This is a genomic window from Promicromonospora sukumoe 327MFSha3.1 (genome assembly GCF_000385135.1).
Taxonomy (GTDB): domain Bacteria; phylum Actinomycetota; class Actinomycetes; order Actinomycetales; family Cellulomonadaceae; genus Promicromonospora; species Promicromonospora sukumoe_B.
This window is the reverse complement of sequence record NZ_ARQM01000010.1, coordinates 1089113-1103350: the sequence shown is the minus strand read 5'-3', so window position 1 is coordinate 1103350 and position 14238 is coordinate 1089113. Positions and strand designations below refer to the sequence as shown.

The following is a 14238-nucleotide window of genomic DNA, read 5'->3' as shown; positions in this document are numbered from 1 at the left end:
TCACCATGGTGACCTGAGCGTCTGACACGGTGGTGCGGCTCAGTAGCCCGTCGCGGTCGGCTCCGGGTAGTACTGGGCGTACTTGCGGCGGTAGTTCTGCGTGATCGCCTCGACGATGAGCCGGCGCTTGAGACCGGAGTCGGCGTCGTACTTCAGCGGGTTGACCACGTCACCGCTCGCCTTGAGCGCCTTGAGCCGGTTCTTGAGCTCCGGGTCCAGGACGTACTTGGACAGCAGCCCGAACGGCACGACCGTGTACAGCACCTCGCGGACCGCCCGCACAGGGCGGATCGGGCGGTGCAGCACCCAGTCCTCGACCAGCACGCGGGCCACGTTGGCCCCGCCCGCGGTCACGTAGTAGTTGTTCCGCCCGATGCGGGGGTTCACCTCGAAGTACACGTGCTTGCCGGTGCGCGGGTCCAGCTTGTAGTCGAAGTTCGCGAACCCCACGTAGCCCGTCAGGTCGAGGAACCTCGTGGCCGCGTCCATGGCGTCGTCGTACGGCTCGACCAGGATCGCCGCCGGGATGCCGAGCGTGCCCGGCGTGTGCTCCTCGAGCAGCACCCGGCCCGTGGCCAGGAGCGTCACCTCGCCCGACGTGTCGCGGTACGCGGTCAGGGACCGCATCTGCGTCTCGTCGCCCGGGATGAACTCCTGCACCAGGAACGTGCCCGGGTAGTTGGCGTCCGCCAGGTGGCCCAGGATCACGTCGAGCTCCTCGCGGGAGTCGATGTGGTGGATCTTCGCCTTGCCCGGGAAGTCCACGTAGTACCACTCGGCGCTGTTGGACGGCTTGCCGACCACCGGGTACTGCAGGTCGACCGCGAGCGCCGGCACGGCGGCGCGCCCGCCCTCGGCGACCAGCTTGGCGACGTCGACCGGGACGGTGCGCGGCGTCGGGATGCCGAGCTGGTCGCAGACCTGGGCGAAGCCCTCCTTGCTGCTGACCTGCTCCAGCACCGGGAGCGACGGGTACGGCAGCACGTAGCCGGCCGCCTCCAGCCGCTCCCGGTTCAGGATGACCGTGCGCACGTGCCAGTCGGCGTTGGTGAGCAGCACGAGCGTCTTGTCCCGGTGCTGCTGCGCGATGCCCTCCAGCGTGGAGAGGAACACGTCCACCTCGTCCAGGCCGGGCACCACCACGTTCTCGGCGATCGCCGAGTCCTGCATGGCGCGCGTGGCGACCTTGGACAGCACGACGGCGCGCGTGCGGTACTGCTCGTGGAACGCGCGCACCAGGGCGTACATCCCGACGTCGCCGCCGATCCCCACCACCAGCATCTCGGGAGCTGCCTGCTCCCCTCCGCCTACCTGCCCCTGCTCCGCGGGGAAACCCCTCACGCCTCGGCCTCCGTGCGGTCGCCGGACCACTCGGTGTGGAACGTGCCCTCGCGGTCCACGCGCTTGTAGGTGTGGGCGCCGAAGAAGTCGCGCTGCGCCTGCACCAGGGCGGCGGGGAGCCGCTCGGCGCGGACGCCGTCGTAGTACGCCAGGGACGACGAGAACGCGGGCGTGGGCACGCCGTTCTGGGCCGCGCCGGCCACCACGCGGCGCCAGGCGGGCAGGCCGCTCGCGACGGCGTCGGTGAAGTACGGGTCGGCGAGCAGCAGCGGCAGGTCCGCCTGGCGCTCGTAGGCCTCGGTGATGCGGTTCAGGAACCGGGCGCGGATGATGCAGCCGCCGCGCCAGATGCGGGCCATGGCGCCCCGGTCGATGTCCCAGCCGAACTCGGTGGCGGCCGCGGCGATCTGGTCGAAGCCCTGCGAGTAGGCGACGACCTTGGAGGCGTACAGGGCCTGGCGCACGTCCTCGATGAACGCGTCGCGGTCCTTGACCTCCCACTCGGCGGCGTGGGCGGGCAGCGCGGCGAGGCCGGCCGCACGCTGCGGCACCGAGCCGGACAGCGCGCGGGCGAACGTGGCCTCGGCGATGCCGGTGATGGGAACGCCCAGGTCCAGGCCGTTCTGCACCGTCCAGCGGCCGGTGCCCTTCTGCTCGGCCTGGTCGAGCACGATGTCGACGAACGCCTTGCCGGTGGCCGCGTCGACGTGCTGGAGCACGTCCGCGGTGATCTCGATGAGGAACGACTCCAGGTCGCCCGTGTTCCACTGCGCGAAGATCTGCCCGATCTCCGCGGCCGAGACACCCAGGCCCTGGCGCAGCAGGTCGTACGCCTCGGCGATGAGCTGCATGTCGGCGTACTCGATGCCGTTGTGCACCATCTTGACGAAGTGCCCGGCGCCGTCGGAGCCCACGTAGGTGCAGCACGGGGTGCCGTCCACCTTCGCGGAGATGTCCTCCAGGATGGGCCCGAGCGAGGCGTAGGACTCGCGGGTGCCGCCCGGCATGATGGACGGGCCGTTCAGCGCGCCCTCCTCGCCGCCGGACACGCCGGTGCCGACGAAGTGCAGGCCGTGCTCCTTGAGCGCCTTCTCGCGCCGGATCGTGTCCGGGAAGTGGGCGTTGCCGGCGTCGACCACGATGTCGCCCTCCTCGAGGAGGGGGATCAGCTCGTCGATGACGGCGTCCGTGGGACCACCGGCCTTGACCATGATGACGACCTTGCGGGGCCGCTCGAGCGAGGCGACGAAGTCGGCCATCGACTCGGACGGGACGAAGTCGCCGTCGTCGCCGTGCTCCGCGACCAGCGACTCGGTCTTCGCGTACGAACGGTTGTGGATAGCCACCGTGTACCCGTGACGTGCGAAGTTGCGCGCGAGGTTGCGACCCATCACCGCCAGGCCGGTGACGCCGATCTGTGCTGTGCCAGACACGTTCTTGCTCCTTCTGCAGTGGAAACGGAGCGGCGTGCGCCGAGCGCGCGCCGCGACCCGCTGCCAGCCTAGTGCCCTGGCTCACTTCGCCACCGCGCAGATCACGATGCGGAGACGACCGCGCGCCTCCGCCTGCCGGCCCCGTGGCCGACGTACGGTGAACGGGTGACAAGCGGCCCGCCCACCGGCGTACCCGTCGACTTCGCAGCAGCCCTCGCCGACCTGCGGAGCGCGGCCCTGCGCGCCGAGGTGCGCCTCACGGAGATCCCCGCGCCCCGCCGGGTCGCGCCGTTCAGCGTGGCCCTGTCGGGGGACGTGCTGCCCGGCGCCCCGCCCGGCCCGCGGAGCGCGGACGCGCCCGACGAGCACGACCACGACGTCGACCCGCTGGCCACCGGGCGGTTCGTCGTCCTGTACGACCCGGCGGGCCAGGAGGCGTGGCACGGCACGTTCCGGGTGGTGACGCTGGTGCGCGCCACGCTGGAGCCCGAGATGGCCGCCGACCCCCTGCTGGCCGACGTCGCCTGGTCCTGGGTGGGCGAGTGCCTGGAGACCGCGGGCCTCACCCCGGGCACCGACACCCTGGCCGACGGCGGCACCGTGACCCGCGTGCTGTCGCAGAGCTACGGCGCCCTGGAGGGCACGCCGGGCGCGGTGGACCTGGAGATCCGGGCGTCCTGGACGCCGGTCGGCACGCGGCTCGGCACGCACCTGCGGGCGTGGGCGGCGCTGCTGACGACGGCCGCCGGGGTGCCTCCGCTGCCCGAGGGCGTCGCGGCTCTCACCAGGCGTTTTACCGACCGATCCAGGCAACGCCATACGGTAGGCCCATGACCACCACGGAGCGAGGAGTCCCTACGGAGACATCACCGCCCGTGCCGGCACCCGTCACCCCACTGACCGAGCCCGCTGACGGGCTGCCCGACGTCGTGGCGACACCAGGGGCCTTCGCACGGGTCGTCGAGGCGTTCGCCGCGGGCTCGGGGCCCGTGGCCGCCGACGCCGAGCGGGCCTCGGGGTACCGGTACGGCCAGGCGACCTACCTGGTGCAGGTGCGACGCGAGGGTGCGGGCACGGCACTGATCGACCCGGTCGGCGTGCCGGACATGTCGGCGCTCGGCGCCGCCGTGGGCGACGCCGAGTTCGTGCTGCACGCCGCCTCGCAGGACCTGCCCGGGCTCGCCGCGCACGGCCTGCACCCGGCGCGCGTCTTCGACACCGAGCTCGCGGCGCGGCTGCTCGGCATGGAGCGCGTGGGCCTGGCCGCCGTCGTCGCCGAGGTGCTCGGCCTCGGCCTGGCCAAGGAGCACTCGGCCGTGGACTGGTCCACCCGCCCGCTGCCCGAGGACTGGCTGCGGTACGCCGCGCTCGACGTCGAGGTGCTCGTCGAGCTGCGCGACCGCCTCGCCGAGCGGCTGCAGGCCGCCGGCAAGTCCGAGTGGGCCGCCCAGGAGTTCGAGGCGGTGCGCACCGCCGCCCCGCCGGCGCCCCGGGTGGACCCGTGGCGCCGTACGTCGGGCATGCACGTGCTGCGCAACCCGCGCCAGGTCGCCGCCGTGCGGGCCCTGTGGGTCGCGCGGGACGCGAGCGCGCAGGCGCGCGACATCTCGCCGGGCCGGGTGCTGCCCGACCGCGCGATCGTCGCGGCCGCCAAGGCCATGCCCAAGACCGCCGGCCAGCTCGTGGCGCTGCCCGAGTTCGCGGGCAAGGGCACCAAGCGCCGCGCCGCGTACTGGCAGAAGGCGATCGACGAGGCGCGCGCCCTGCCGGACGCCGAGCTGCCGACCGTGCGAGGCCCCCGGTCCGACGGCCCGCCCCCGCCGCGCACCTGGGGCGACCGCGACGCCGTCGCCGCCCGACGCCTCACCGCGGCGCGCGAGCTCGTCACGGCGCTGTCGGCGGAGCTGAACATCCCCGTGGAGAACCTGCTGCAGCCCGACGCGCTGCGCCGCCTGTGCTGGACGCCACCCACGACCGCCGACGCCGCCGGGATCGCCGAGTTCCTGCGGGGCCGGAGCGCGCGCGAGTGGCAGACGGACCTGCTGGCGCAGCCCCTGGAGCGGGCGTTCGCGCAAGCTGCACAGGAACCGGTGTGAAAGGCGCACGCCGACCCCAGTAGAGTCGTCCCCATGCCAGCCCTGTCGGAGCCAATCACGCTCGCCGTCGACGTCGTCACCGATCCTTCGACCTGGGACCGGGAGGTGCTCGCCCTCGGCGGCCACCCCCTCCAGCTGTGGGGCTGGGGCGAGGTCAAGGCGGCCGGGAACTGGCGCGCGCACCGCCTGCGCGTCACCGAGGACGGCTCCACCGTGGGCCTGGCGCAGCTCCTGGTGCGGCCGCTGCCCGCCCAGTTCCGGGCCCTGTCCTACGTGCCGCGCGGCCCCGTCGTCGCGCACCACGACGGCGAGACCGCGCAGGCCGTGTTCGGCGTGGGCGACACCGCGACCCGCAACGCCGTGACCAACACGGTCGTGGAGTGGGCGCGCGAGAACGTGGGCGGGGTCGGCATCACCATCGAGCCGGACTGGCCCGCGGGCACCCAGCTCGACCTCAACGGCCGGCGCTACGCGCCCAACCAGATCCTCATCCCGAGCACGCTCATCCTGGACCTCACCCGGCCCGCGGACGAGCTGATGGCGGACATGCGCAAGTCGACGCGCTACGAGATCCGCAAGGGCGGCCGCGCGGGCCTGGACATCCGCCGGGTCACGGAGGACGCGGAGGTGCTGCGCGTGCTCGACGTCTACAAGGAGACCGCCCAGCGCGCCGGCTTCGCCATCCACTCCGACGAGTACTACCTGGACATCAACCGGCAGCTCGGCGACAAGTCGGTGCTGGTGGCCACCTACCTCGACGACGTCCCGGCGTGCTTCGCGTGGTGCGTGAACTCGGCCAGCACGTCGTTCCTGCTGTACGGCGGTGGCAACGACGCCGGCCGCAAGGCGACCGCCACCGCGCCGACGTACTGGCGCACCATCGAGATCGCCCGTGAGCAGGGCCTGGTGCGGTACGACATGAACGGCCTGCTCAACGACGGCATCAGCGACTTCAAGAAGAGCTTCGCGAAGCACACCGACGAGCTCGTGGGCTCGATCGACGTCTCGTTCTCGCGCTGGTACACGACCTGGAACAGCGCGCTGCCGACGGCCAAGAAGGTGGTGCGCAAGCTCCGCGGCAACTGACCCGCACCCACCCCGCAGGGGCGCGTGACCGCGCTCCGGCCAGCCTGGCGACACCAAGGTGCGCTTCTACCCCGCCATTCGGCCCGAAATCAGCGTGATTCCGGGCCCGATGACTGGGTAGAAGCGCACTTCTGTGTTTCGATACCGCGTTTCACGATTGCCCGGGACTCGGTCTCAGGTCGTGCGTGCTTTTTACCGGTACTCGCGGTAGCGTGTATCTCGATCCAGCGGCGTCGCACACCGGACGCCGCCGTCCCGAAAAACCCAGGAGTCCTGCTGATGACCGCAGCCCCGGAAACACCGCGCGCCCGCCGCGCCGTCCGCGACGTCGTCTTCGTCGACGGCGCCCGCACGCCCTTCGGCAAGGCCAAGCCCGACGGCATGTACGCGCAGACGCGTGCTGACGACCTGATCGTGAAGGTGGTGCGCGAGCTGCTGCGGCGGCACCCCGAGCTCCCCCCGGAGCGGATCGACGAGGTGGCGATCGCCGCCACGACGCAGCAGGGCGACCAGGGGCTCACGCTCGGCCGCACCGTCGGTATGCTCGCCGGCCTCCCCCAGTCCGTGCCGGGCTACGCCATCGACCGCATGTGCGCCGGCGCCATGACGGCGACCACCACCACGGCCGCGGGCATCGCCATGGGCGCCGCCGACGTCGTGATCGCGGGCGGCGTGGAGCACATGGGCCGCCACCCGATGGGCTTCGACGCCGACGTCAACCCCCGGTTCGTGGCCGAGAAGCTCGTGGACCCGCAGTCGCTCAACATGGGCGTCACGGCCGAGAACCTGCACGACAAGTTCCCGCAGCTCACCAAGGAGCGCGCCGACCGGTTCGCCGTCGAGTCGCAGGCCAAGTACGCCAAGGCGCTGGCCAACGGGAACATCGACCCGGACCTGGTGCCGGTCGCCGTCCGCTCGGCGGAGCTGGGCTGGGGTCTGGCCACCACCGACGAGCTGCCCCGCCCGGAGACCACCTTCGAGTCCATCCAGGGCCTCAAGACGCCGTTCCGCCCCGGCGGCCGGGTCACCCCGGCGACGTCGTCCCCGCTGACCGACGGCGCCACCGCCGCGATCCTCGCCTCGGGCGACGTCGCGGCCGAGCTGGGCCTGCCCGCGAAGATGCGGCTCGTCTCCTACGGGTACGCCGGCGTGCCGCCGGAGATCATGGGCTACGGCCCGGTGCCCTCCACGGAGAAGGCGCTCAAGGCCGCGGGCCTGACCATCGACGACATCGGCCTGTTCGAGCTGAACGAGGCCTTCGCCGTGCAGGTGCTCTCGTTCCTGGACCACTACGGCATCGCCGACGACGACCCGCGCGTCAACCCGTACGGCGGCGCCATCGCCATGGGGCACCCGCTGGCCAGCTCGGGCGTGCGCCTGATGACGCAGCTCGCGCGCCAGTTCGAGCAGCACCCCGAGGTCCGCTACGGGCTCACCGCCATGTGCGTGGGCCTGGGCCAGGGCGGCAGCGTCATCTGGGAGAACCCGCACCACGCCGACTACTCCGGCCACACGGACGAGGAGAACTGACCCGTGACCGAGAACTCTTCGACCACCTTCACCGAGCGCGTCACCCACGCGCTGGTGCGCGACGTCCAGCTCCCCGGCGGCGCCGGCGTGCTCGCCCTGGTCACGCTCGACAACGGCCTGGACCACACCAAGCCGAACACGCTCGGGCCGGGCGGCATGGCCGAGCTCCGGGCCGCGCTGGAGGCCGTGCGCGGCCGCGCCGAGGCCGGCGAGATCGCCGCCGTCGGCGTGACGGGCAAGCCGTACTTCCTCGCGGCTGGCGCCGACCTCAAGGGCGTGACCACGCTGAGCGGCCATGACGAGGCCGTCGAGCTGGGCCGCATGGGCCACGCCGCGTACACGATCCTGGGCGACCTGCGCGCCACCACCGGGGTGCCGACCTTCGCGTTCGTGAACGGCCTGGCGCTCGGCGGCGGCCTCGAGGTCGCGCTGAACTGCGACTACCGCACCGTGGCGTCCGACGCCGCCGCGCTCGGCCTGCCCGAGACCGGCATCGGCCTGGTCCCCGGCTGGGGCGGCGCCTACCTCGTGCCGCGCCTGGTCGGCGTGGAGAAGGCGATCGAGGTCATCCTGACCCGCCCGGCGGCGAACAAGCCGTACAAGCCCGCCGAGGCCCTCAAGATCGGCCTGGTGGACGAGCTGTTCGAGGCCGCCGACTTCCTGGAGCAGTCCATCATCTGGGCCGCCAAGGTCGTCACCGGCGAGATCGAGGTGCCCCGCCGCGAGCTCGACCCGCAGCCCGTGTGGGACGCCGTGATCGGCGCCGCCAAGGCCCAGCTCGACGCCGTGGTCGGCACCTCGCGCCCCGCCCCGGGCCGCGCGCTGGAGCTGATCGCGGGCGCCCGCGACGCCGCCAAGACGGACGCGTTCGCGGCCGAGGACGAGGCTCTCGCGGACCTCATCATGTCCGACGAGATGCGCGCCAGCATCTACGCGTTCAACCTCGTGGGCGCCGGCAAGAAGCCCGCGGGCGCGCCGGACCCGAAGCTCGCGCGGCCGATCACTCGCGTCGGAGTCGTGGGCGCGGGCCTGATGGCCGCGCAGATGGCGTTCCTGTTCGCGCAGCGGCTCGGCGTGCCCGTCGTCATGCGCGACCTGGACCAGGAGCGCGTGGACAAGGGCCTGGCCTTCGTCCGCGAGACGGCGGAGAAGCTGGCCGGCCGCGGGCGCCTGACGCCCGAGGCCGCGACCCGCATCGTCGCGTCGGTGACCGGCACCACGGACATCGGCGAGTTCGCGTCGTGCGACTTCGTCATCGAGGCCGTCACCGAGGTCATGGGGCTCAAGAAGAAGGTGTTCGCCGAGCTGGAGGGCATCATCTCGCCCGAGGCGATCCTGGCCACCAACACCTCGGCGCTGTCCGTCACCGAGATGGCGGCCGACCTGGCCCACCCCGAGCGCGTGGTCGGCATCCACTTCTTCAACCCGGTGGCCCAGATGCCGCTGGTCGAGGTGATCAACGCCGAGCACACCTCCGACGAGGCGCTGGCCACGGCGTTCGCCGTCACCAAGAAGCTCCGCAAGACCGCGGTCCTGGCGGGCGACCGCCCGGGCTTCGTGGTCAACCGGCTGCTGCTGCTGGTGATGGGCAAGGTCATGGACGCCATCGAGAACGGCACCCCGGTCGCCGTCGCCGACCGCGCGCTCGCGCCGCTCGGCTTCCCGATGCCGACGTTCGAGCTGCTCGACCTGGTGGGCCCGGCCGTCGGCCTGCACGTGCTCACCTCGCTGCGCGAGGACCTGGGCGAGCGCATCCCCGCCTCCCCCGGCCTGCAGAAGCTCGTGGCCGACGGCACCCGCGTAGTGCTCGACGCGCCCGCCAAGGGCCTGCCCAAGCCCGTCGACCCGGCCATCCAGGCCGTGTTCGGCGACGCGCTCGTCGCGGGCGAGACCGGCCGTCACGGCCAGGTCGTGCTCGACGGCGACGGCGTGCTCGACGCGGTGCTGACCACCCTGACCACCGAGATCGGCCTCATGCTGGAGGAGGGCGTCGTGCCCTCGCCGCAGCAGATCGACCTCGCGATGATCCTCGGTGCCGGCTGGGGCTTCCACACGGGCGGCATCACGCCGTACCTGGACCGCACCGGCTACAGCGAGAAGGTCCTGGGCCGGCGGTTCCTGCCGGACGGCGTGGCGAACGTGCCCGCCGCCTAGGCAGCAGACAGGCAGAGCCTGAGCAGCACCGGGACCCTCCGGCGGCGGCGCGCACCTTGCGTGCCGACTGTCGGAGGGTCCCGCTACGCTCGCGCACATGACGGATGCCAGCTCGGGCACGCGAGCGCACTACGTCGTCGTCGGCGACGGCCCCCTCGCCTTTCGCCTCACCCGGGCCCTCGCGAGCCGGTTCCGCGGGTCGGTCACGGTGCTGATGCCCGACCGCACCTCGCGGTACGCCGAGGACATCGTGGCGCTGGAGCTGAAGCACGTGGACGTGCAGGAGGCGGCGCGGGTCGACGAGGAGGCCCTGAAGGCGGCGGGCATCGAGCGGGCCGCGGCGGCCGCGCTCGTGGACCAGGACGACGGCGGGAACGTCGCCCTCGCGCTCCTGCTGCGCGAGCGGTGGCCCGGGCTGCGCGTCGTGGTCCGCATCTTCGACGAGTCGCTCGGCCGGCACCTGGAGCACGACCGCTGCACCGTCCTGTCGTCCTCGGCGTTCTCCGCCCCCGAGATCGTGGGCGCCGCGCTGCGGCGCCAGGTCCGCCTGCCGGTGCGGCACCGCCGCCTGGTCACGGTGTCGGACGAGGAGGAGGCCCTGCCCACCCGCATGGTCCTGTTCGCGTCCGACGGCGACGACGGCGTGGTGGCGCTGCCGACCGAGGGCGAGCTGGGGGCGCTGACGCCCAAGGTGCTCCTGGCGGACGCCGGCCCGGACGACGTCCTGCCGGAGGTCAGGGCCGAGCTGGAGCCCGACGAGGACGAGGTGGACCCGCACCGGCGCCGCCGGTTCGGCGACTACCTGCGCACCCTGGCGATCACGTCGGGCTGGAACCTGCTGCTGGCCGCGGCCGTGCTGCTGGTGGTGGTGCTCGTCGGGGCGGTGACCATCGAGCTGGCCACCGGCGCCTCGTTCTTCGGGGCGCTGTACGAGGCGGTGCTGCCGTCCCTGGCGGGCAGCGACCCCGACCACGACGCGCACCCGGTCGTCAAGGTCACCCAGGTGGCGCTGACGGTCGTGAGCGTCGCCGTGATCCCCTGGGTCACCGGTGTGGTGGTCGACGGCGTGGTGCGCACCCAGCGGCTGCTCGACACCGGCTCGCCGCTGCACGCGATGTCCGACCACGTGGTGGTCGTGGGCATGGGCGACCTCGGCACCCGGATCGTGCGGTCCCTGGACCGGCGCGGCGTCCCGGTCGTCGCGGTCGACATCGACGAGTCCGCTCGCGGGATCGCGGTGGCGCGCGCCCGCGACGTGCCCGTGGTGATCGGCGACGCCCGGCGGGCCACGACCCTGCGCAGCGCCTACGTCGGGGCGGCGCAGGCGATCGTGGTGGTCACGAGCGGCGGCGCCACGACCATCGGGATCAGCTTCGCGGCCCGCTCGGTCCCCCGGGCCAAGGACGCGCCGCCGAGCCTGCGCACGGTGCTGCGGGTGTTCGACCGGGACCTGGCGCGGCGCATCCGGCGCGAGATCCCGGACTCGGTGGGTCTCAGCTCGTCGTTCCTCGCCGCGCCGTCCTTCGCCGCCGCGATGATCGGCCAGGAGGTCAAGGCCACCATCCCGTACCGGGACCGCGTGCTCGTGCTCGCCGAGATCCGGGTCGAGCGCGGCAGCGAGCTGGACGGCGCGCACAGCAGCGACGTCAGCTTCGACCGGCCCGGCGCGGCGCGCAGCCGCCTGCTGGCGTTCGACACGGTGACCCACTCGAGCGGCGGGGGCGGGCGCATGTTCGAGCCGTCGCAGGGCCGCCCGCTGAACCCGGGCGACCGCGTCTTCGCCATCGCGACCACGACGGGGCTGCTGCACCTGCGCGAGCTGGCGGCGGCGCCGCCGGTGACCCCGGCGGCCCTGGCCCGGGCGCCGATCGGCCTGAACGACTGACCCCGGATCGGCCCGTTCGCCGGTCCACCGCGACCCTAGGTTCGAGGTCATGAAGAACGGTCTCAGCGTCCCCCAGGGCGCGGCGCTCACCCTCGGCGCCATGCTCGGTACCGGTGTCATCTCGCTCCCGGCGCTGGCCGCCGGCGTCGCGGGCCCCGCCTCGCTCGTCGCCTGGGGAGCCCTCGTGCTCCTCTCCGTCCCGCTCGCCACGACGTTCGCCGCCCTGGGTGCCCGGCACCCCGACGGCGGCGGCGTGGCCACGTACGCCCGGCTCGCGTTCGGCGAGCGGGCCTCGACGATGGTCGGCTGGGCGTTCTACGCGACGATCCCAGTGGGGGCGCCCGCCGCGGCGGGCTTCGCGGGTGCCTACGTGGCCGACGCGACCGGCGGCGGCGTCGGGACCGCCCTGACCACGACCGTGGCCATCATCGCGGTCTGCGCCGTCATGAACTGGTTCGACCTGCGGGTCTCGGGCACCGCCCAGCTCGTCATCGCGGGCACGGTCGCGCTGCTGCTCGCGGTCGCCGTCGTGGTGGCGCTGCCGCACGCGCAGCCCGGCAACCTGACGCCGTTCGCCCCGCACGGCTGGGGCGCGGTGGGCTCGGCCGCCGCGCTGCTGGTCTGGGCGTTCGCCGGGTGGGAGATCCTGGGCTCGCTGTCGGCCGAGTACCGGAACCCGGCCCGCGACATCCCGCGGGCCACCGCGATCGCGGTGGCCGCCGTCGGCGTGCTGTACCTCGGCGTCGCCTTCGCGACGGTCGCCGTGCTGGGGCCGACGCCGGGGCCCGCGCCGCTGTCGGACCTGCTGGTGCTCGGGTTCGGCGAGCAGGCCCGGCCCGTGACCACGGTGGTGGCCGTGCTCCTGACGGTCGGGGCCATCAACGTGTACTTCGCGGGCGGCAGCCGGATGGGCACCGCCCTGGCCCGTGACGGCGCGCTCCCGTCCTGGCTGGCCGCCGCGCCGGGCCGCACGCCGCGCCGCTCCCTGGTGCTGATCACGGTGGTGGCGCTCGGCACGACGGCGACGCTCGCCCTGCTGCACCTGTCCACCGACGCGATCCTGCTCATGGCGACGGCCACGTTCTCGCTGCTCTACGTGGTGGGCGCCGCCGCGGCGCTGCGGCTCCTGCCCCGCTGGCGCGCGTCCTGGTGGTGCGCGGCGGTGTCGCTCGCGGCGGCGCTCGGCCTGCTCGTGATGACGGGCGCGCACATGACCGGGCCCGTGCTCGCCGCGCTGGGCGGGCTCGCCTGGACCGCGTGGCGGCGACGCCGGGCGCGGACGGCGGCGCCCGTCACGGCTCCAGCAGCCGCCCCAGCGTCTGGATCCCTGGCCGGATCGAGCTCGTGACCGCGGCCCCGACGCCGAGCACCAGCCCGTCACGGTGGGGCCCGGTCGCGAAGGCGGCCAGCGACTCCAGGCCGACCGACCCGCGCCGGGCCCGGGCGACGACGGCCTGCGAACCCACCGGGACGCCGTCCGCGAGGTAGGCCGCCACGTGCAGGCCGGCGGCCGACGGGACCACCTCGAGGGGCAGCCCGGCCAGGGCGTCGAGCAGGATCTCGTGCCGCTCGGCGTAGACGGCGGACGCCTTGCGGACGTGCCGGGCCAGCAGGCCGTCGTCGATCAGGCGTGCCAGCGCCCCCTGCACGTGCACGGCCCCGTGCCCGTCGGTGAGCTGCCGGGCGGCGAGCAGCGCGTCGCGCAGCGACGGCGGCGCCACCAGGTACCCCACGCGCAGGCCCGGCAGCAGCGACTTGGAGAACGTGCCCACGTAGACCACGCGGCCGTCGCGGTCCAGGGCCTGCAGCGGCTCCAGCGGCCGGTTCACGCGGCGGAACTCGCTGTCGTAGTCGTCCTCGACGACCGCGGCGCCGTGCCGGGCCGCGTGCGCCAGGAGGGCCCGGCGCCGGGCCAGCGACAGCGGCATCCCGAGCGGGAACTGGTGCGACGGCGTGGTGTAGACCAGCCGGGCGCGCGCCGGGATCTGGTCCACGACCAGGCCGTCGGCGTCGACCGGCACGGGCACCACCTCGGCCCCGTGCAGCGCGAAGAGCTCGCGCGCCTCGGGGTAGCCCGGGTCCTCCACGGCGACGACGTCGCCCGGTTCGAGCAGCACGCGGGCCACGAGGTCGAGGGCCTGCTGCGCGCCGGTGGTGGCCACGACGTCGTCGGCCCCCGCGCGGACGCCGCGCGAGCCGGTCGCGTACCGGGCCACCGCGGCGCGGAACCGGGGCAGGCCCGCCGGGCCGCCGTACGAGCCCGCGGCGGGGCCGCCCGCGCGCGACTCGGCCGCCAGCAGCCGCCGCCAGGTGTCGAACGGGAAGAGGGTCGCGTCGGGGATGCCCACCCGGAAGTCGTGGGCCGGGGCCGGCCGGTCGCCGCTCGCGGGCCGCACCTGCCAGCGCCAGCCGGCCCGGGGCCGCAGGACGCCAGGGTTCCGGCGGCGCGCGGGCGCCGTGTCGCTCGCCGCCGCGGTGGCGAAGGTGCCGGCGCCGGTGCGGGTCTCCAGGAACCCCTCCGCGACGAGCCGCTCGTACGCCGTGGCGACGCTGGCCCGCGAGACACCGAGGTCGCGCGCGAGGTCGCGGGTCGAGGGGAGCCGCTCCCCCGCCGGGACACGGCCCGTGGTCAGCGCCGAGTGCAGGGCGCGGTAGATCGCGTCGGTGCGTCCGGTGCGGCTGCTGAGCTCGACGGCGAGGTCCATCCGCCGAT

At 73.9% G+C, this 14238-nt stretch carries 10 protein-coding genes; 7 read left to right on the top strand and 3 right to left on the bottom strand.

Translation table 11 applies throughout. The features are described from left to right. Window positions 1-39: 39 nt before the first annotated feature. Both H291_RS0108580 and gndA read right to left on the bottom strand, forming a co-directional pair. Window positions 40-1341 carry a carboxylate--amine ligase gene (locus tag H291_RS0108580; protein WP_232216008.1) on the bottom strand — a complete coding sequence of 434 codons (1302 nt, stop codon included), beginning with the start codon at window positions 1339-1341 and terminating at the stop codon, window positions 40-42. Beyond that, window positions 1338-2774: an NADP-dependent phosphogluconate dehydrogenase gene (gene gndA / locus H291_RS0108575; protein WP_020014578.1), complete on the bottom strand. Its 1437-nt coding sequence runs from the start codon at window positions 2772-2774 to the stop codon at window positions 1338-1340. The genes H291_RS0108580 and gndA overlap by 4 nt, the downstream gene beginning before the upstream one ends. Before the next feature lie 165 nt (window positions 2775-2939). On the opposite strand from gndA, the gene H291_RS0108570 reads away from it, so the two are divergent. From H291_RS0108570 to H291_RS29210, 7 genes are all read left to right on the top strand, one after another. Then, a complete protein-coding gene (locus H291_RS0108570) occupies window positions 2940-3608 on the top strand; it encodes a DUF3000 domain-containing protein (protein ID WP_020014577.1) in 669 nt (222 codons plus the stop codon). Next, window positions 3605-4870, top strand: a complete 1266-nt coding sequence (locus H291_RS0108565; RefSeq protein ID WP_033325824.1) for an HRDC domain-containing protein — start codon at window positions 3605-3607, stop codon at window positions 4868-4870. The genes H291_RS0108570 and H291_RS0108565 overlap by 4 nt, the downstream gene beginning before the upstream one ends. A gap of 33 nt (window positions 4871-4903) precedes the next feature. Beyond that, on the top strand, window positions 4904-5956 hold the full coding sequence (locus H291_RS0108560) for a lipid II:glycine glycyltransferase FemX (protein WP_020014575.1): 1053 nt from the start codon (window positions 4904-4906) through the stop codon (window positions 5954-5956). 279 nt (window positions 5957-6235) lie between these two features. After that, window positions 6236-7486, top strand: a complete 1251-nt coding sequence (locus tag H291_RS0108555; protein WP_020014574.1) for a thiolase family protein — start codon at window positions 6236-6238, stop codon at window positions 7484-7486. Between the two features lie 3 nt (window positions 7487-7489). After that, window positions 7490-9640, top strand: a complete 2151-nt coding sequence (locus tag H291_RS0108550) for a 3-hydroxyacyl-CoA dehydrogenase NAD-binding domain-containing protein (RefSeq protein ID WP_020014573.1) — start codon at window positions 7490-7492, stop codon at window positions 9638-9640. A gap of 97 nt (window positions 9641-9737) precedes the next feature. Then, window positions 9738-11525, top strand: a complete 1788-nt coding sequence (locus H291_RS0108545) for a potassium channel family protein (protein ID WP_020014572.1) — start codon at window positions 9738-9740, stop codon at window positions 11523-11525. Between the two features lie 49 nt (window positions 11526-11574). After that, on the top strand, window positions 11575-12873 hold the full coding sequence (locus H291_RS29210; protein ID WP_020014571.1) for an APC family permease: 1299 nt from the start codon (window positions 11575-11577) through the stop codon (window positions 12871-12873). Here H291_RS29210 and pdxR read toward each other — a convergent pair. Further along, a complete protein-coding gene (gene pdxR / locus H291_RS0108535; protein ID WP_020014570.1) occupies window positions 12818-14230 on the bottom strand; it encodes a MocR-like pyridoxine biosynthesis transcription factor PdxR in 1413 nt (470 codons plus the stop codon). The two genes, H291_RS29210 and pdxR, sit on opposite strands and share 56 nt — an antisense overlap. Window positions 14231-14238: the final 8 nt, after the last annotated feature.

Coding starts and splice junctions, on each gene's coding strand:
- pdxR (WP_020014570.1), bottom strand. CDS start 14,230: ATGGACCTCGCCGTCGAGCTCAGCAGCCGCACCGGACGCACCGACGCG.
- H291_RS0108565 (WP_033325824.1), top strand. CDS start 3,605: ATGACCACCACGGAGCGAGGAGTCCCTACGGAGACATCACCGCCCGTG.
- H291_RS29210 (WP_020014571.1), top strand. CDS start 11,575: ATGAAGAACGGTCTCAGCGTCCCCCAGGGCGCGGCGCTCACCCTCGGC.
- H291_RS0108555 (WP_020014574.1), top strand. CDS start 6,236: ATGACCGCAGCCCCGGAAACACCGCGCGCCCGCCGCGCCGTCCGCGAC.
- H291_RS0108560 (WP_020014575.1), top strand. CDS start 4,904: ATGCCAGCCCTGTCGGAGCCAATCACGCTCGCCGTCGACGTCGTCACC.
- H291_RS0108545 (WP_020014572.1), top strand. CDS start 9,738: ATGACGGATGCCAGCTCGGGCACGCGAGCGCACTACGTCGTCGTCGGC.